The sequence below is a fragment of the Planktothrix pseudagardhii genome (assembly GCF_904830925.1).
GTDB lineage: Bacteria > Cyanobacteriota > Cyanobacteriia > Cyanobacteriales > Microcoleaceae > Planktothrix > Planktothrix tepida.
Window position 1 is genome coordinate 3,687,482 of record NZ_LR882967.1, and the last position, 19,361, is coordinate 3,706,842.

The following is a 19,361-nucleotide window of genomic DNA, read 5'->3' on the forward strand; positions in this document are numbered from 1 at the left end:
GAGTGCCTATTGCCTATTCTCTATTTGCTGTTCCCTGTTCCCTGTTCCCTGTTCCCTGTTCCCTGTTCCCTATTGTCTTGTATATTTTAAGCATCAAAGGGTTCTTTTTGCAAATATTAATTCACAATTTGTAGACAAGCTTAACCTAATCTGAACCGAACCTTTGCTACAATAGAAGTCAAGAGTTATCATAGGCAGTCTGTGTCAATATGGTTCGCTACACCCTTGCTCAAAGTCCAGAAATCGTTCTCACCGTCCGAGGTAAAGATTCATCCCAAGCGCGTGAGAAAGCGATGGACAAACTGATGGAATTGATGGATGCAGGTAAACTGCCAACGGAATTAGATGAAGGCTTTAGTCCTCAACAGTTTATCGAAGTCAAAGAACCCGATGATACCCCCGTTGAAGAAGAAGATGCCATTTCTGAAGCTGTGCAGATTTTGAGTAATTTGGCTTCGTTGAAATTGAAAGTAATGGACTCACGGGAAGAAGCCTTAAAAGTACGAGAAGCCATTGATATTTTGTTTACAGATCAACCTGTAACAGTAGAAGAAGTAACCGAATTAAAAGATGGGTTTAAGGTGTTAAAAAATTTCGCGGTTTCTAATCTGCGATATCGAGAAGCTAGAGCAAAAGCCGAAGAAGCCAGAGCGATTTTAGATGAAGCTTTAAAGTCTTCTGATGCTGAAGCTAAACCCGAAAATGCTCCCGGAAAAAAAGATAAAAAATAGGTTTTAGGAGGCTATTATCTGTTGACAGTTTACAATTTGCTGTTAACCCTGAACTGTCAATAGATAACCCTTAAATTAAGCAGTTCTGTAAATACAGTGATTGACAAAAACTAATACAGCAAACTTAAAAAGTAAACTCTTCTTTTCTGTTCCCTGTTCCCTGTTCCCTGTTCCCTCCTCTCTTATGAAATTACCCTCAACTTGGAATCTTCCCGCAACACTTCGCGATCGCTTTGGTCAAAAAAGTTTTGGTAAACAACGGGCGATGATAGCCGATGAGAATCTGTTATTAGTATTACATAAAGTTCCCAAACCGGGCGAGCGCCATCGAGAAGGGGTATTATTTTGGCGTAGACCCGATGGTCGTTGGGAATGCAGTAAAGGGGGTGTAGCGTTTCAACAATTAACCAATCATTTGAAAGAGTATCATTCAGCCGAAGAAGACTTAAATCAATTTTATAATATTGCTAAAACCGCAGAGGATTATTTTAACCTTTTAGAGGCTATTACCCCCCTACAGTTAGCGACAGAAAACTTACACGCCACGTTACAAACAGCCAGAGAAGCAATTCCTCAAGATCGAGATATTCTGGATTTAAGAGATTGGGCTTATGAAATTGAACGCACGTTAGATATTCTTTATATTAACACAAAAAATGCCCTGGATTTTAAAATCGCAACTGAAACAGAAGCCGCTGCTAAAGCTGGAAATCGGCTCAATACTTTAGCTGCAATTTTCTTTCCGCTTACGGCTATTTCCTGTGTATTTGGGATGAACTTAAAAAGCGGCTTGGAATTTCAATCTCCCCTAATGTTTTGGCTGATTTTTTTAGCCGGAATTTGGTTAGGGTTAGTTGTTAGACAATGGGTTTTTACAGGAACCTTTTCCCAATTAAGCTTTAATAAATTAGCAATGGATTTAAAACAAGGGTTAAAAGAATAGCAATACTATTGTATTGTTAACTCCTGAACTGATAACTGATAACTGATAACTGATAACTGATAACTGATAACTGATTCAAGGTGTCGAAACAGTAGCAGCCGCTAGAAATTGCTCAATTTGATGGGGTTGCATAAAGGATAAATATTTCTGGGCAAATTCTGGAGGTAAAAGTTCAATTAAAAATTGATTTTCTACCCAAAATTCTATCACATCAAACGCATTTTCTCGATTACAGCGAACCGCTCGCCATTCGTTTTCTGCTGCAATAGCTTCAATTTCCTCTTGAGTAATGGGAACAGAAAGAGCCAGATGGGTTGCACTATAGTTAGAACCCCAAGCATTATGGGTAAATAGAACATCTTGATATCCGGTTCCCGGTGTTAATTCTGTGCCGAAGGGATAGACCTCAATGGCGGTTCCATATTCATCTAACATTAACACAAAATAACTACCGGGGTGGGGGGAAAAGGAGCAAATTTTCCTTGAGAAATCTGGGCTAGAACTTCAGCGACTTGACGGGGATTTTTAGCTGGAATAGAAAGGTGATGAATCATAGGGATTTTTGAAACAATGAGTTAACATTAATGACTCAAATCTAAAACAATTAATCTCAGGTTTGAGTAGGATCAACAAAGGTGTAAAGATTATTCCTACAAACATTAATCTGGTAGTCTTCCAAGATTTGCCCATCAGCAAATACAGCACGAATATCGTAAAAACACCGAGCCGAGTTTGGATCAGAGAATAAAACTTGAACACTTTGCCCTGTTGGTAACACATCGGTTTGCAAAATGTCGTATTCCCAATTATCAAGGCTCGAATCAGACAGATAGAGTTCTGTTACCATTTTACTACTGTTATTGGCAATCACAAAATCCGACTTATCAGCGATCGCGCGCTGACTATGAAACATCACGAGGGGAAGAACTAAGAAGGCTGTAAATAATCGACTGATGGGTAAGGTTGAGGGTAAAGGAATCTGGAACATTTCTAATTGCACCTCAGCATCTGTTCAAAACTGGGAAATTCCAGTCTAGTCAAGGTTTAATGATCGGCAATTTATCAAAATCAAGAGAGAATAATTGGAGACTAGAGGAAGATCCCGTTAAGATAAGATATAAATCGAGAAGAAGTGAGGAATTAATTTCCTTGCTTCTTCTCAATGTAGAACCCAAGATAACGCCTATCTACAGGTACGTTACACTGGAGAATAAACCGAGAAAAACCGTTTGAGTTGGAGTCAGAAGGAATTCTCAAATCTAAAGTTAAGGTAGGATCGGGAAAAAGTCGGGAAGGTATCGCATTTCAAGGGAAAGATTAAACTCACCATGAAAATTTTGTTGATCGAAGATGATCCAATTTTTGCATCAATGTTGGTACAATCTTTAACCAACCAGCGTTATATTGTCGATCAAGCTGAAGATGGTCAAATGGGGTGGGAATATGCTCAAAGTACCACTTATAACTTAATTGTCATTGATGTAGGATTACCTAAATTAGACGGTATTACGCTGTGTCAAAAATTACGTTATCAAGGCAGTACCATCCCGATTTTATTAATAACCGCTAAAGACGGAACAAGCGAGCGCATCCGAGGTTTAGATGCGGGTGCTGATGATTATTTGATTAAACCGATTGATATTGCCGAATTTCAAGCGAGAGTTCGGGCATTATTACGACGAGGTGAAGTTTCCCATTCTTCCATCTTAGAAATTGGAAATTTACAACTAAATCCGGTAACTTGTCAAGTTCATTATGCCCATCAACCCATTACCTTGACCCCCAAAGAATATAGTTTATTAGAATTATTAATGCGAAACCCCGCACGGGTTTTTAGTCGGGCTGAACTGATTGAATATTTGTGGAGTTTTGATGATCCACCCCAAGAAGAAAGCGTTAAAGCTCATATTAAAGGACTGAGACAAAAATTAAAAGCCGTTGGTGCGGCGGAGTGGATTGAAAATGTTTATGGGTTGGGTTATCGTCTCAGTGCAAAACTCCAAACAACGCCCTCTGTTTCTGCTGATTCTCCTCAGCCCACAATCGAAATTTCCCTAGAACAACAGTTTAACCAAGCTAAAGAAAAACTCTGGAATCAATATCAAGATTTATTAATAGAACGGTTAGCGATTTTACAACATTTAGCGATCGCCTTAACCACAAACACTCTGCTTCCTTCCCTGCGTAACGCCGCCGAACAAGCCGCCCATAAATTAGCCGGAGTTCTAGCCATGTTTGACCTAGAACAAGGGACAGAAATTGCTAAAAAAATTGAACAGAATTTAGAAGGAGATCAGGCCCTAACCTTTGAGCAAATCCAACTGTTACAATCCTATATTCACGAATTAGAACAGTTACTTCCTCACTCAATGTCTGAAACCGATCAATCTCCTCTGCCTTTCCCGACCTCAACCCCCCCAAATTTGGAAATAAATCTTTCCCCCAATGTGAGTTCCTTACCTGAATATTCAGTTTCCGAGATTTCCCCTCGCCTGTTATTAATTGATTCCGATCCCGAATTCGGAAAAGCTCTGCAATCTTTAGCAGATTCTATGGGGTTAGCTTGGCAACAAATCCCCACCTTAGCAGAAGCAAAAACTTGGTTAAACCTCAATACTCCAGAGGTTGTTGTTTTCAATGACTATCCTGATATTAAAACCGAAGACCGATCCCAACTCATTATAGATTTAGCCAAACGCACTCCTCCCATTCCCGTCTTAGTCCTAACCTCCACAGAAGGTTTAATGGATCGAGTCACAGTAGCTCGTGCAGGGGGTCGCAGAATCTTCATTAAACCTGTGACCCCAACCCAAATTTGGGAAGCCACCAGCCAACTCTTACAAGCCTCTCCGCACTCCAAAGTCAATGTTTTGGTTGTCGATGACGACCCCTTATTTTTAGCCACCTTGCGTCCCGTTTTAGAGCCTTGGAGGATAAGAATGACGGGACTCAGCGACCCCCTGCGGTTTTGGGAGGTTTTGAAATCTGTCTCACCGGATTTATTAATTTTAGATGTGGAAATGTCCCCGGTTAGTGGGATCGAACTTTGCCAAACCGTTCGGGCTGATCCCCATTGGCAAGGATTACCCATTGTGTTTCTCACGGCTCATTGTGATAGTAAAACCATTCAACAGGTATTTGCGGCGGGTGCGGATGATTATGTCAGCAAACCCGTCATGGGGCCAGAACTATTAACTCGCATTACTAACCGTTTAGAACGGACTCGATTATTACAAACATTATCTACAAAAGATCCGATTACAGGGTTAGCAAATTATCTCCAGTCTAGCCAAGAATTAGAACAACAAATCCAGAAGTGTCAACAATTAGAACAACCGTTTTCTTTGGGAGTATTAACTTTTAGTCAACTGCATAACATTAATCTTGAATATGGGCATTTGATTAGCTATCAAGTTTTGCAACGGTGGGGGCGTTTATTTCAAGGAATGACTACGGTTGGAGTTGAAACGATTGGATATTGGGGAAATGGGGAATTTGTGGTGGGAATGCCGGGGTTAACTCAAGCAGAAGCTCAGGAACACCTATCTGATGTCTTGATTTCTCTTCGACAGCAGGTGTTTACTACTTTGGAAGGACAACGGTTTCAGGTCGTTTGTGAGGTAAAAATTACAGAATTTCCTACCCAGGGACAAACATTACAACAATTATATCAACAGGTTCATCATCGTAATGGATAGTCATTTATTGGCAACTTCATCAAATTTTCAGTTATCTTCTCAGAGTATTCATGTTTGGCAAACAAACCTGAAGCGATCGCTTTCATCTCTGCAATTTTACCAAACTATTCTTTCTGCTGATGAAAAAAAACGGGCTGAACGCTTTAAATTTGAAAAAGATCAACAGGCCTTTATCATCGCACGGGGAACCCTAAGAATGATTTTAAGTCAGTATTTAACTTTGTCGCCAGAAGAGATTAAATTTAAGTATAGTTTCAAAGGAAAACCCTGTTTAGATCAAAATCCCTTACCGCTACATTTTAATTTATCTCATTCTTATGGAAAAGCTATTTATGCGATCGCCTTAGAAAAAAATATCGGTGTAGATATTGAATATATTCGTAAAATTGAAATCCTCTCTTTAGCAAAACGCTTTTTTTGTGATTCCGAATATCAATGGTTAAATTCTTTACGGTTAGAAGAACAAGATGCTGCATTTTTTCAACTCTGGACGTGCAAAGAAGCTTATCTAAAATCAACAGGAGAAGGCTTAGTGGGGTTACAAGATATTGAAATTAAAACGCCTTTAAGTTCAGTCTTACAAATTTTAAAGATTTCCCAAAATTCAGAAATTGCCAAAAATTGGACATTAAAAACAATTCAAACCGCAGAAAACTATAGAGCAACTTTAGCCATTGAGGGAATAAATTATCAGTTTAAATTTTGGCAGTGGATAGATGAAGAATGACTTAATCATATGATAGCAAAAGGTTGATTACAATTGATTTGAGCTATGTTAATATTACAAGGAGATATAGCAATCAAAAATTAGGTTTTAATCATTTACAACTAACATAAAACAGCCAGAAGTATTATCTCTGTTCCCTATTCCCTATTCCCTATTCCCTATTCCCTATTCCCCATTCGTAATTCGTAATTCGTAATTCGTAACTCCCTGTTCCCTGTTCCCTATAAAGGAATTAATTTTGATCAAGCGTAAAATTTTTGTATTGTTGAATCGGAATCTCAATCATAAACTCTGAGCCTTCTCTAACTTGAGACGAACACTTTAATTGACCGTGATGTCTTTCCACAACAATTTGATAGCTAATAGCTAATCCTAAACCCGTCCCTTTCCCGACAGGTTTTGTTGTAAAGAAGGGATCAAATAATTTATTTTGAACCGCTTCCGTCATTCCCATCCCATTATCAATAATACGGATAATAACCTGTTCATTTTGAAGGATTTCAGTGGTAATAGTAATCCTAGGTTGCCAAGAATTTAAGGAATTACAAGGGATCTCCTCCTGAGAAGATTGAGAAAAAAGAGCCTCATCCCGTTCTAGTCTGCGCTCATGAACCGCATCAATCGCATTCGTTAGTAAATTCATAAAAACTTGATTAATTTGACCTGCATAACATTCAACTAAGGGTAAATCACCATAATTTTTTATCACCTGAATCATTTCTTTTCCCCCTGCTTCTGATAAGCGATTTTGGAGAATTAATAATGTATTTTCTAAACCTTCATGCAAATTCACCTTTTTCACAGAAGATTCATCTAAACGAGAAAAATTGCGTAAGGATAAAACAATTTGTTGAATGCGACTCGCCCCTGCTTTCATCGAACTTAAGAGTTTGGGTAAATCCCGTTTTAAAAAATCTAAATCAACCGTTTCCGTCACCTCTTGAATAGCAGGAACAGGTTCAGAATGATGCTGTTGATAAAGTTCAATTAAACTTAATAAATCCTCCATGTATTGGGTGGCATAATCCACATTTCCGTAAATAAAATTAATCGGATTATTGATTTCATGGGCCACACCCGCCACCAACTGACCTAAAGAAGACATCTTTTCCGTTTGAATTAAATGGGCTTGAGTTTGTTGTAATTTCTTTAACGTTGTTTCTAATTCTAAGGTTTGAGCTTTTGCTAACGTCGCCGCTTCACGGGTTTGGTTATAGAGTTGGGCTTGATTAATTGCGATCGCCACTTGCGCCGTTACAGCCTGTAATAATTCCACTTCAGAATCAGTCCAGCATCGAGGTTCCTGATGATTAGCACAGACTAAAACCCCAATTTCTCCCATTTGGGTTTGAATAGGAAGAGACAGAACAGACACAAATCCAAACTGAAGTAAACAGGATTTTTCTTGAGAATCAGGAAGATTAACAACATGATTAATTCGTCCTATGTTTAAATCTAAATATTGCTGTGACCAAACCCCAACTTCTTCTAAAGAATAGCGACCAACAATATGGGCAAAAGCCGGATCTTTAGCTTCCGTTACAATTTCCCAATAAGCCGGAGTAAAATAGGGTTTAGACGGATTAGAGTAAACGGAATTAAAATTCATTTCTTCCCGGCGATACCAACAAAAATAGCAGCGATCAACCTTCATTAACTCCCAAACTTGCAAAACGGTTGTTTCTAAAATTGTTTTCAAATCTAAAGAATTACGAATTTGGTTAGCTAAATGATTAATTAATTTTTCCTGTTGAGCCAATTGTCGGAACCGAACTTCCGATTGTGCTAATAATTCTTCCGCAACTTTTCGTTCTGTAATATCTTCATAAGTTCCTAAAATTCCCACCACATTACCCTCTGGATCATGCAGAGGAATTTTATTAGTTTCTATCCAACATTGTTCGCCATTGGCATTCAATAAAGTTTCGATAATCCGATAACGGGGGGCATTAGCTGCCATGACTTCTTGATCAATTTTTCGATAATATTCAACTTCAGCTAAAGTCCAAGGTAAATCATAATCCGTTTTTCCAATTAAGTCTTGAGGAGAATTAAACCCCGCATCTAAAGCGACCTGTAAATTGCACCCTTGATAAACTGAATTTCGATCTTTCCAAAAAATCCGTTGCGGGATCGTATTCATAATTAACTTTAACATTTGTTGGGATTGTTCTAGTGCTTCCTCTACTTTTTTGCGATCATTAATATCAGTCAGTGTACCAATATATCCCGTTACCTTCCCGAACGGATCTTTGATCGGAACCGCTTGACCTAAGACCCAAACCCCACTTTGATCTAATGAGTTTAAACGATATTCTGAAGAAAAAGGGCGTTGATTTTGAATCGCATTTGACCATTCTTGAATTAACCGTTCTCGATCATCAACATAAATGCTATCAACCCAACCTCTATTTAACGCATCTGAAGGTTGCTGTCCCGTAATTCGACATCCATATTCATTCACATATAAACAGTGTCCCGTTACATCCGTTTCAAACAAACCCACTGGACAAGCTTGCATTAAAGATTGATAACGCTGTTGGGTTGTTGTTAACGCTTGGTTGATGGCTTCAAGCTCTTTAGGCGTGCGAAGTTGTAATAATTTGGGAACTAAAGGAATAATTGTACAAGATGTAAAAATTGAAATTAAAGCCGTGATTGCCTTCAATCCTCCTGATAACCAATATAGAGGATACCAAAGGGTAAAAATCGCCATTAAATGGTTGAGTCCACAGGCAAAAATAAAGGCACTAAATAGGATAAAAACTTGAGGGTAGGGTAAATCTTGACGCTGGCGAACAAAATAAATTAATGAAATTGGGATGGAAAAATAAGCCAACGCAATCAACAAATCTGAAACAAGATGAAGCCCCATTAATTGAGATTGCCAAAGGTAGCAGGAACCATGAGGCATCCATGAAGCCATTGCAACCAGTTTTTGTGAAATTATCCAGGTCAAGTTCATGACGGTTTAAAAAATTTATTTAAGGAGAAAGGCAGAATAAAATATCGATAATGACCTCAAAGAAAACGACCCTTAATAATTGATAATAACCTCAACAGTACAGGGGAATTATACTGCACAGAGCAAAAATCCCCTTTAGCCTCTATAATTATAAGTTTGATACAAAACCCCGATTTAGGCTTTAGTATGACTACAGAAATCCAAACTGAAATTCAAGCGGAGGTTGAGCGACGTCGTAACTTTGCGATTATTTCTCACCCTGATGCTGGAAAAACGACCCTGACTGAAAAATTACTCCTCTACGGAGGTGCAATCCATGAAGCAGGTGCTGTTAAAGTACGGAAGGCTCAACGTCATGCAACATCAGACTGGATGGCAATGGAGCAACAACGGGGAATTTCGATTACCTCAACAGTTTTGCAGTTCGAGTATAACAATTGTCAGATTAATCTGCTAGATACACCCGGACACCAAGATTTTAGTGAAGATACCTATCGGACTTTAGCAGCCGCCGATAATGCCGTGATGTTAGAAGATGCGGCGAAGGGATTAGAACCGCAAACTCGCAAACTTTTTGAAGTTTGTAAAATGCGAAGTCTGCCTATTTTTACATTTATTAATAAAATGGATCGTCCGGGTCGAGAACCCTTAGAATTACTGGATGAAATCGAAAAAGAATTAGGGTTAAAAACCTATCCGGTAAATTGGCCAATTGGCATGGGTGATCGCTTTAAAGGGGTGTATGATCGGCGTAAAAAACAAATTCATTTATTTGAACGCAGTGCTCACGGAAGTCGAGAAGCGTTAGATACGGTTTTAGATTTAGGTGATCCCCGGATTGAGGAATTCTTAGAGCAGGATCTATATTATCAGTTGAAAGAAGAGTTAGAACTTCTCGAAGAAGTCGGTTCAGAATTGAATTTTGATGAAATTCATTCGGGAAAAATGACCCCGGTTTTCTTCGGAAGTGCCATGACTAATTTTGGGGTTAAATTATTCTTAGATTCCTTCTTAGATTATGCCTTAAAACCGGGTTCTCACCTCAGTACCTTGGGGGATATGCCACCGGAATATCCTGAGTTTACAGGCTTTGTGTTTAAACTCCAAGCGAATATGGATGCCAAGCATCGAGATCGAGTGGCTTTTGTGCGCGTTTGTACCGGAAAATTTGAAAAAGATATGACGGTTAATCATGCTCGCACGGGAAAAGTGATCCGTCTTTCTCGTCCCCAAAAATTATTTGCTCAAGAACGACAATCGATTGAAATTGCTTATCCGGGAGATGTAATTGGATTAAATAATCCAGGGGTTTTTGCCATTGGGGATACGATTTATATGGGCAAAAAATTAGAATATGAAGGAATTCCCTGTTTCAGCCCGGAATTATTTGCCTATTTAAAAAATCCGAATCCTTCTAAGTTTAAACAATTCCATAAAGGGGTTTCGGAATTGCGAGAAGAAGGGGCGGTACAAATTATGTTTTCCGCCGATGAATCGAAACGTGACCCGATTTTAGCCGCCGTAGGTCAACTGCAATTTGAAGTAGTTCAGTTTCGATTGCAAAATGAATACGGTGCTGAAACTTTATTAGATCCCTTACCTTATAGTGTGGCTCGTTGGGTAACAGGGGGTTGGGATGCTTTAAATCAAGTCGGACGGATTTTTAATGCAGCCGTAGTTAAAGATAGTTGGAATCGTCCCGTTTTATTGTTTAAAAATGACTGGAATTGTCGTCAAGCGGAAGGGGATCATCCTGAGTTAAAACTCAGTTCTATTGCTCCGGTTGTTTCCGTTCAAAATTCTTCATCTGGGGAGGAGGAATAAAGGTTAAATCAACAAGCGATAGGTAATGACCCATACCTATCGCTCTTACGGGGATGTTAAGTTATAGGTCTCGCTCTAGTTGTTGGTCTTGCCATGAAATGGGGTCTTCCAACGGTTCTAAGTGAGTGAAAACATAAGTTCCCGGCAACGAGCGCCCAATTGCCAGTTCAATCTCTTCACAAATATTATGTCCCTGTTGAACTGTCCAAGCACCTGGTACTAACACATGAAGGGAGACAAAACGACGAGAACCTGCTACCCGTGTTCTGAGGGCGTGGAACTGAACACCTTGAGCATCGTAACGCGCTAAAATATCTGTGATCAGGCGACGTTCTGCTACAGGCATTGCGGTGTCGAGCAGTCCCAAACCCGTCTCGTGTAGTAACCTGAAACCCGCCCAAACGATATTAGCAGCAACGATAAAAGCAATAATCGGATCAAGAATCAACCATTGAGTAATGGGGACTAGAATTAATCCCAATACAACCCCTACGGAAGTCCAGACATCGGTAAGCAGGTGATGAGCATCCGCGCGCAATGTAATTGAACGTAATCGCTTACTCGCTCTCAACATCACCAAAGCTAATCCACCATTGATGGCAGCCGCGACCAGAGATAATCCGAGTCCAATTCCCAATTGCTCCAAGGGTTGAGGATGAAGCAAGCGTTGCCAAGCTGCGAAGGCAATACTACCTGCGGCGACTAGAATTAATGCACCTTCAACTCCACTGGAAAAATATTCGGCTTTGTAATGTCCGAAGGTATGTTTTTCATCGGGTGGTTTGGCTGCATAAGTAACAGCCCAGGTTGCAATAATAGCGGCGACTAAATTCACACAGGATTCTGCCGCATCCGATAATAAGCCAACAGAACCCGTGAGTAAGTAAGCTCCCGTTTTCAGGGCGATGGTTAGGAGTGCTGCTCCAATGGACAGAAACGTGTAGAAACGGGCAGATTTATTATTGTTCATAGTAAATTTTTCTGATATGACAGGCGAGTGCTCTCAATTGTTTAAGGGATTCAGTCATGTTTGATGGCGGTTTTTGGAATTATATCCGGTCATTTTTCCTGATTTTGAAGCGTTCGCTGATTGCTCATCGGGTTGCTTTATTAATTTTGTTGGTTGGAGTCTTTTTTCCGTTACAAATCTTTGGAGAATTAGCTGAGGAAGTTTGGGAAAACGAAGGGGGCTTTTCGTGGGATGTACCCACGCTTCTAGCGATTCACTCTAAAATAGGTGCGACCCAAAATAACCATAATTGTTGGATTGCCCAACCGCCAATAAACAATGCAGGGCCGGTGCTACGGGCTGGATTTACAGATACATTGGTGACGGGAATTCCGATTAAGTGAATTAAGGTTAATCCTAAACCAATAGCAATGGGGGCAAAGCCTTGAGGGGCGCGGCGATCGGTTGATCCCATAATCACCATCAAGAACATAAATGTCAACACAAATTCATGCAATAGGGCTGAAAATAACCCGTAACCGCCGGGAGAATGGTCTCCATATCCATTGGTTGCAAAGGGGTTAGAGCCACTCTTAAAGGCTGCTGCATCAAATCCCGCTTTGCCACTCACGATTAGATAAAGCACTAAAGAGGCTACAATTGCACCCGCAACTTGAGAGCCAATATAAAAGGCTAACTCTTGCCCTCCAGAGAAGCGTTTACCCGCCCATAATCCGAAGGAAACCGCAGGGTTGAGATGGCAACCGGAAATATGACCAATGGCATAGGCCATCGTTAAAACGGTTAAACCAAACGCAAAGGCAACCCCGGTAAATCCAATACCAAGCGGATTAGTTACGTCTGGAAATTGAGCCGCAAAAACAGCAGATCCACACCCTCCAAAAACGAGCCAAAATGTTCCGATAAACTCGGCAAGACATCGCTTAGTGATCGGCATTATTAAACCTCTTAGAATACAACCTAGTTAAAAGATCTGCCTTTTGGCAGATAACTTTCCCCTGAAACCTACCATAAGATTGAAATATTTTGGTGCTATATGTAGCAAAATCAGAAAAAATTAATAAAACAATAAATAAATTTTAAAGAAAATATGAAAAAATTCTTATTCTTCCAAAAAAGCGGTTATTATTACCTGTTTTATCTCCAATAAATTTTTCAAGTTTGAAGGGGAGTATAAGTCTAGCTTACACACCCCCAATAAAATTAGAGCTAAATTTTACCGAATCTCCTAAGCTGGAACTTGAGTTTGCAGTTGAGCTTTTTGAGCTTTATATTCAGCTAACTGTTGTTCAATTTCGGTTTTGACAATTTGCCGATATTCTAAGAAATGCTCATTATGGGCGCATAAGGTTAAATAATGATCCCAAACGGCGGGATTATGTTTGATAATACTGAACAAATATTGCCAAAATTTCCAACGGGTTTTGCGTTTAAATCCTTGTCGCCAAATCACAGTGGCTAAGGCTTTTAAATCAATAAAACTCGGTATTTTACCCGGAGGATGACATTTAGGTGCGCCTAACTTTAAGAAACAGCGATAGGTGCGTTCTAAATACCGTTCAGGATCATAAAGTTGCCAAAAGGTTTCAATATATTCTTCAGCAATTTCTTCAACGGGACGAGTGGGAATAAAGTTAATTAAAGTGGTTTGGTTAATATCAAACTTTTTGGGATTAATTAACCGTCCTTCTTTTTCTAAACGAGTCCATAGTGCCGTATTCGGTAAGGCTTGTAACATACTAAATAAAGCCGTTGGAATGGCAGCTTGTTCCACAAAGTCAATAATTCGAGAACCAGCACCGGGTTTTTCGCCATCAAACCCTAGAATAAATCCCGCCATCGGACGTAAACCAGCCCGGATAATTTTATCAACGGCTTCTAATAAGGGACTGCGGTTATTTTGATATTTTTTAGTCAGTTCTAAGCTACTGGTATCGGGGGTTTCAATGCCTAAAAATACCGCATCAAAATTACACTCTACCATCAAATCCATTAATTCAGCATCATCCGCTAAGTCTACGGAAGCTTCTGTATTAAACCGGAAGGGATATTGATGTTCGGCTTGCCAAATTTTTAAGGCTTTTAACAATAATTTGACATTGCGTTTATTGCCAATAAAATTATCATCCACCATGAACACCCCTCGTCGCCATCCCAGTTCATAGAGATAATCTAATTCTTTTAATAATTGTTCAGGGGTTTTGGTGCGGGGTTTGCGACCATAAAGCACAATAATGTCACAAAATTCACATTGAAACGGACATCCCCGTGAAAACTGTACCGACATGGAATCATAAGCATCCAATTCTAATAAGTCGTAACGGGGAATAGGCGTTAAGGTGACACTGGGTTTTTCTGGGGTACGAAATACCCCGGATGTTTCCCCCCGTTCAATCGCTTCAACAAACATCGGAAGGGTGATTTCCCCTTCATCTAAAATCAGAAAATCTGCTCCGGCGGTTTCAATTTCATGGGGAACAGACGTGGGGTAGGGGCCACCAACAGCCACTAATTTTCCTCGTCTTTTCGCTTCTTGAATTTGAGCGATAAAATCGGATTTTTGAACAATCATTCCTGAAAGAATGACTAATTCTGCCCAATCCCAATCCGCTTCACTCACAGAGGTAATATTGCGATCAACCAGTTTAAATTCCCAAGTTTGAGGCAAAATTGCCGCCACTGTAATTAATCCTAAAGGAGGTAATAAGACTTTGCGATTAACTAATTCCAGAATTTTTTCATACGACCAAAAAGTAGGAGGAAATTCAGGATAAATCAATAATGTTTTCATGGAAAAAAGGGTAATTGTGAGTTAAAATGTTAACGTAGAATCTCAATTTGTTAAATTCTCCCTGAAAAATCCTCCTTGGGTAGCCGAGTTAGTCTCTCCGCGCTATCATAACAAACGTTAACATTTCATCAAATCATACAGGGTTATCACCACTATGGCCGTTAAAGTCGGAGATATGGCTCCTGATTTCACCTTGACTTCGCAAACGGGCGAATCAGTTAGCCTTAAGGACTTCCAAGGAAAAAAATCCGTTGTCCTCTACTTTTATCCCAAAGATGATACTCCGGGCTGTACGGCGGAAGCCTGTGGCTTTCGAGATAGCTATCAAGTCTTTAAAGATGCGGGTGCAGAAGTGATTGGGATTAGTTCCGATAGTACCCAATCTCATCAACAGTTTGTCAAAAAATACAATCTTCCGTTTATTTTGTTGAGTGATACTGGAAATAAAGTTCGTCAACTCTATGGTGTTCCAGCCGCACTGTGGATTCTCCCCGGTCGTGTGACATACATTATTGATAAAGACGGTGTGGTGCGACATCTGTTTGATTCGATGCTAGAGTTTCAGCGTCACGTTGACGAAGCCTTAACCACTCTCAAGACTATTGCGGTTTCTTAGCCTAAATCCTAATCCGAGTGATCGGTTCTCGTCGATGAATATAGACTATCAAAATACCCTGACACACTTGAGGCAAGAATTCTCTCGAACTTTGTCCCAACTTGTCCAACTTTTACCTCAGTTGATGCTGGCTGTGGGGGTCGGCTATTTATTCAACGGGTTGCACTTTCCTGTGGGATGGCTGATTGGCCCGATGGTGGCGGGCATTCTTTATGCCGTGTTTCGAGGAAAACCCCAGCCCCTACCCCCGATATTTTTTATCGTAGGTCAGGCTATTGTTGCGATCGCTACGGCTACAGGGTTTTCCTTGCATACCCTAGGGTTAATGAAAACTTACGCTTTTCCCCTGATAATCTGTATTGTGATCACTGGGGGAATGAGTGTCTTAAATGGCTATTTATTAGGGCGTTGGGGTAATCTTGATCGGGCGACGGGGTTCCTCAGTTGTGTTCCTGGGGCGAGTTACAGTTTAATTGCTATGAGTGAGGCAATGGGAGCCGATGCGATCGCCGTTGCCCTGTTACAATATCTACGAATTTTATTAGTAGCTGTTATTGTTCCCACCATTGTGGGTTACTGGTTTGCAGGGGATGGGACTGTTCATTCTGTTTTGTCTATCTCAACTCCCAATATATCCGTATTACCTCCCCTTTTAAACTTTTTTCTGTTAGCGAGTTGTGGTGGATTAGGGATTGTTTTAGGAGAGAAATTTCGCCTCCCCTCTTCGTTGTTTTTTGGGCCTTTTTTGGTCAGCTTAATTCTATTTTGGATACTGCCCTATTGTATTCAAATGCCCCCTTTAATCTTTACCATTGGGCTATTGTTTGTGGGGTTTTCTATAGGGTTAAAGTTTGACTGGAACAATGCTAAAACACTTTGGAAAGCTGTTTTAATTGAAATCATTTTAGTTCTACTATTAATTTTATTTTGTTTAGGCGCGGGTTATATCTTCCATGAAATCACCCAAGTCGATACCATGACTGCTATATTAGGTTCCACACCGGGAGGAATTACAGCTATGATTGCAACCGTAATTCAACTGGGGGGAGACTCTGGAATTGTATTAGCGATGCAAATGACCCGAATGTTATTGATCTTATTAATTAGTCCTTGGTTTGGAAATCTATTAATTAAAAATTCAAAGCTTATCTAACTTCACTCCCTGGAAAAAACCGGGTTTTGGGTTTTTATGTTAACTTTATCTAATAGGTTTCTAAAAATACTTTTGTTTTTTAAAAGATTGTCAGGGAATCCTGATATTTTATTAAAAATATTTCTCAAAAAGTTGACGAGATGATCGCGGTTCTGGTATAGTGTGAAAAACACCCTCCAAGGGTTTATTGTGTCTATAGCCCAAAATTAAGTCTGAAACCATGATTCTTTCGTAAAATCTTTTGAGTTTCGCTGCCAATTGCTACCCTGCGATGCGCGAATTTTGGACAAAAATGATTGCCTGAGAAACAGGGGGATTGACAAAAAGCAAAATTTGTGCATTGAGGAACAAGGCATGGGCTTTTTCCCAAAAACCCGATTTCCACCTCGAACAGTTCACTCTTATTAAAAACCGTTATAATTTTACCCTAAACTCAATATATTGTGTCTGAACTGCTACAACAAACAGAATCCTATTTAAAACAAAAGATTTACCCCCAGGCTAATCAAATAGATGAATGTTCAAAAGCCCTGAATCAAGCCTTTAAGGAATTAGGAGAATTAGGGGTTTTAGGATTAAGAATTCCCCAGGGTTGGGGAGGACGACAACTCGACGCAGAAACCTTTTTTAAATTTCAAGAATTAATCGCCCGTTATTCAGGTGCCTTAGCCTTTTTGCAAACTCAACATCAAAGTGTTGCTGGGATGTTAATTCAAAGCTCTAATACTCAATTACAAGCAGATTATTTACCCCGAATAAGTCATGGAATTGCTAAAATTGGAGTCGGTTTTTCCCATTTAAGACGATTAGGAAATCCCTCAATTATTGCTATTCCCAGACCAGGAGGATATCAACTTAATGGCTTTGTTCCTTGGATAACAGGATGGGGAATTTTTGAAGAATTTGTAGTTGCTGCAATATTACCGGATGGTCAATCTGTTTGGGGGTTAGTCCCCTTTTGCGAACAAAAAATAGGAGAAAGTACGATAGCATTAAGTCCTCCCCTGTCCCTTTGCGGCATGACTTCCACTAATACCGTAACAGCAACCTTTACCCAATGGTTTTTACCAGCAGAAAAAGTCGTTTCTATTCATCCCGTTGGCTGGATACAAGACAATGATCAAGCCAAAGTTCTACAAGCTAGTTTTTTAGTATTAGGCTGTGCAAGAGCCGGATTAGATATTGTAGAAACAGCCTTTCAAAAAACAAAATTTTACGTTATTCAAGATGCCTTTAATTCTTTAAATCAAGAACTCAATCAATGTCGCTCTCAAATATTTTCGGCTCAAAATCATCCTCAAACTCTGAATACTTCACAAAAATATAAACTCCGCGCCTGGGCGATAGAATTAGCCGTGCGTTGTGCCCATGCTGCGATAACAGTTTCCAGTGGTGCGGCAAATTTAAACAGCAATTCTGCCCAAAGAATCTATCGAGAAGCGTTAGTTTTTACGGTATCCGGTCAAACAACAGAATTAATGAAAGCCACCCTAGAAAAAATTAAGCATTGTAGGGTTTTATAATCTGTGTTGTAACTTGAATGGTTAGTCCACTTACCATTATGGTAGATTGCTATGATAGAATATCTCTAAAATCATTAATCTATTGATTAATTGAGAGCTATGTCACCACCCCAAGAAACACTCCTAAATGGGATAATATTACCGCCCACGCAAGATGAACTACCTTGTGACGATGGAGTCCCGATGGAAACTCAACGCCATAAACTGCAAATGGATTTACTGATTGATCAGTTAATTCCTTGGTTAGAACAACGAGAAGATGGTTATGTTGGGGGAAATATGTTCCTCTATTTTAGTTTAGCCCAAGTGCGGAACCAAGACTTCAAAGGCCCTGATTTTTTTGCCGTATTAGGCGTTCCCAAAAAAGAACGAAAAAGTTGGGTCGTTTGGGAAGAAGGAAAAGCCCCCGATGTGATTATTGAATTATTATCACAAAGTACCGCATCAGAAGATAAAACCAACAAAAAATTGATCTATCAAAATCAAGTTCGGGTTCCTGAATATTTTTGGTATGATCCCTTTAATCCCGATGATTGGGCAGGATTTACGTTAATTAATGGCAGTTATGAACCTATTTTTCCTGATCACTTTAATCAATTATTCAGTCAACAATTAGGGTTATCCTTAGTGCGATGGTCAGGTGTTTACAAGACAGTTGAAACGGTCTGGTTAAGATGGGCAACTTCAGAAGGTGAAATTCTGCCTACACCCGATGAATTATCCGCCCACAAAGCCGAACAAGCCCAACGTCAAGCCGAGGAAGCTCAACGCCAAGCCGAGGAAGCTCAACGCCAAGCCGAAGAAGCTCAACGCCAAACCGAAGAAGCTCAACAGCGTTCCCAAGAGTTAGAAACGTTGCTAAACCGTTACCGTCAACAGTTCGGCGAATTACCCGAATCTAGTTCTGATCAATTTTGAGAACAAACAGGGTATTCTCAAAATAGGTGCTATTCAAGCCAACTAATCAAGAATCTGAGGAAGGTATTAGCCATGAATCCCGTTGAGAAGGAATCCTTAGAAAGGCAATATGGGGCAGATCGTATGCGCCGAATGGAACGCTCTAAGCAGGTACAAAAAGTCATTATGATCTTATCAATGCTTGCTTTTTTTGGTTCTACCATATTTGGATTAGGAAAAGTGTTTAAAGGTGTATTTGAACCTGAACCCCAACCAACTCAAACCACAGAAGAACAATCTGCAACCGCTTTATTACAAAAGCAAGAAAACGGTTATGAAACTGTACTCAAACGAGAACCGAATAACCCAACAGCTTTGGAAGGTTTAGTGAAGGTTAGACTAGAAAAAAATAATATTCAAGGAGCAATTGAACCATTAGAAACCTTGATAAAATTATATCCTGATCGGCAAGATTATCAACAGTTGTTAACTCAATTAAAACAGGGAAATCAAAAATAAATCC

At 39.8% G+C, this 19,361-nt stretch carries 16 protein-coding genes; 10 read left to right on the top strand and 6 right to left on the bottom strand.

The window, feature by feature from the left end; translation table 11 throughout:
* Window positions 1-209: 209 nt before the first annotated feature.
* Together NMK36_RS15615 and NMK36_RS15620 are read left to right on the top strand one after the other, a co-directional pair.
* Window positions 210-731 carry a hypothetical protein gene (locus NMK36_RS15615; RefSeq protein WP_072719320.1) on the top strand — a complete coding sequence of 174 codons (522 nt, stop codon included), beginning with the start codon at window positions 210-212 and terminating at the stop codon, window positions 729-731.
* Window positions 732-915: 184 nt separating this feature from the next.
* Window positions 916-1,674, top strand: a complete 759-nt coding sequence (locus NMK36_RS15620) for a CorA family divalent cation transporter (RefSeq protein WP_072719461.1) — start codon at window positions 916-918, stop codon at window positions 1,672-1,674.
* Window positions 1,675-1,749: 75 nt separating this feature from the next.
* On the opposite strand, the gene NMK36_RS15625 is transcribed toward NMK36_RS15620, so the two are convergent.
* Window positions 1,750-2,115: a hypothetical protein gene (locus NMK36_RS15625; RefSeq protein WP_254174119.1), complete on the bottom strand. Its 366-nt coding sequence runs from the start codon at window positions 2,113-2,115 to the stop codon at window positions 1,750-1,752.
* A gap of 169 nt (window positions 2,116-2,284) precedes the next feature.
* Window positions 2,285-2,662, bottom strand: coding sequence for a hypothetical protein (locus tag NMK36_RS15630; protein ID WP_083580006.1), 378 nt, complete (start codon window positions 2,660-2,662; stop codon window positions 2,285-2,287).
* Window positions 2,663-3,002: 340 nt separating this feature from the next.
* On the opposite strand from NMK36_RS15630, the gene NMK36_RS15635 reads away from it, so the two are divergent.
* Both NMK36_RS15635 and NMK36_RS15640 read left to right on the top strand, forming a co-directional pair.
* On the top strand, window positions 3,003-5,372 hold the full coding sequence (locus NMK36_RS15635; RefSeq protein WP_254174120.1) for a response regulator: 2,370 nt from the start codon (window positions 3,003-3,005) through the stop codon (window positions 5,370-5,372).
* Window positions 5,365-6,099, top strand: coding sequence for a 4'-phosphopantetheinyl transferase family protein (locus tag NMK36_RS15640; protein ID WP_254174121.1), 735 nt, complete (start codon window positions 5,365-5,367; stop codon window positions 6,097-6,099). The genes NMK36_RS15635 and NMK36_RS15640 overlap by 8 nt, the downstream gene beginning before the upstream one ends.
* A gap of 232 nt (window positions 6,100-6,331) precedes the next feature.
* On the opposite strand, the gene NMK36_RS15645 is transcribed toward NMK36_RS15640, so the two are convergent.
* On the bottom strand, window positions 6,332-9,064 hold the full coding sequence (locus tag NMK36_RS15645; RefSeq protein WP_254174122.1) for a PAS domain-containing protein: 2,733 nt from the start codon (window positions 9,062-9,064) through the stop codon (window positions 6,332-6,334).
* Window positions 9,065-9,250: 186 nt separating this feature from the next.
* Between NMK36_RS15645 and NMK36_RS15650 the strand changes: the two genes are divergently transcribed.
* On the top strand, window positions 9,251-10,888 hold the full coding sequence (locus NMK36_RS15650) for a peptide chain release factor 3 (RefSeq protein ID WP_254174123.1): 1,638 nt from the start codon (window positions 9,251-9,253) through the stop codon (window positions 10,886-10,888).
* A gap of 61 nt (window positions 10,889-10,949) precedes the next feature.
* Here NMK36_RS15650 and NMK36_RS15655 read toward each other — a convergent pair whose 3' ends face one another.
* The 3 genes from NMK36_RS15655 to NMK36_RS15665 all read right to left on the bottom strand — a co-directional run bounded on the left by NMK36_RS15655 (window position 10,950) and on the right by NMK36_RS15665 (window position 14,649).
* Window positions 10,950-11,858, bottom strand: a complete 909-nt coding sequence (locus NMK36_RS15655; protein WP_254174124.1) for a cation diffusion facilitator family transporter — start codon at window positions 11,856-11,858, stop codon at window positions 10,950-10,952.
* Between the two features lie 253 nt (window positions 11,859-12,111).
* Entirely contained in the window at window positions 12,112-12,795 is a 684-nt protein-coding gene (gene aqpZ, locus NMK36_RS15660; protein ID WP_254174125.1) for an aquaporin Z, read from the bottom strand.
* 291 nt (window positions 12,796-13,086) lie between these two features.
* Window positions 13,087-14,649 (bottom strand): B12-binding domain-containing radical SAM protein, encoded by a 1,563-nt coding sequence (locus tag NMK36_RS15665; RefSeq protein ID WP_072719311.1) that lies wholly within the window; start codon window positions 14,647-14,649, stop codon window positions 13,087-13,089.
* A gap of 154 nt (window positions 14,650-14,803) precedes the next feature.
* Between NMK36_RS15665 and NMK36_RS15670 the strand changes: the two genes are divergently transcribed.
* The 5 genes from NMK36_RS15670 to NMK36_RS15690 all read left to right on the top strand — a co-directional run bounded on the left by NMK36_RS15670 (window position 14,804) and on the right by NMK36_RS15690 (window position 19,357).
* Window positions 14,804-15,265 (top strand): peroxiredoxin, encoded by a 462-nt coding sequence (locus NMK36_RS15670; protein WP_072719310.1) that lies wholly within the window; start codon window positions 14,804-14,806, stop codon window positions 15,263-15,265.
* 34 nt (window positions 15,266-15,299) lie between these two features.
* On the top strand, window positions 15,300-16,418 hold the full coding sequence (locus NMK36_RS15675) for an AbrB family transcriptional regulator (RefSeq protein ID WP_083580004.1): 1,119 nt from the start codon (window positions 15,300-15,302) through the stop codon (window positions 16,416-16,418).
* A gap of 443 nt (window positions 16,419-16,861) precedes the next feature.
* The gene (locus NMK36_RS15680; protein WP_254174126.1) at window positions 16,862-17,941 is read left to right on the top strand and encodes an acyl-CoA dehydrogenase family protein; all 1,080 of its coding nucleotides are present in this window, start codon (window positions 16,862-16,864) and stop codon (window positions 17,939-17,941) included.
* A gap of 99 nt (window positions 17,942-18,040) precedes the next feature.
* Window positions 18,041-18,859 (top strand): Uma2 family endonuclease, encoded by an 819-nt coding sequence (locus NMK36_RS15685; protein WP_254174127.1) that lies wholly within the window; start codon window positions 18,041-18,043, stop codon window positions 18,857-18,859.
* 72 nt (window positions 18,860-18,931) lie between these two features.
* Complete coding sequence (locus NMK36_RS15690; protein WP_254174128.1) at window positions 18,932-19,357, top strand: tetratricopeptide repeat protein; 426 nt, start codon at window positions 18,932-18,934, stop codon at window positions 19,355-19,357.
* Window positions 19,358-19,361: the final 4 nt, after the last annotated feature.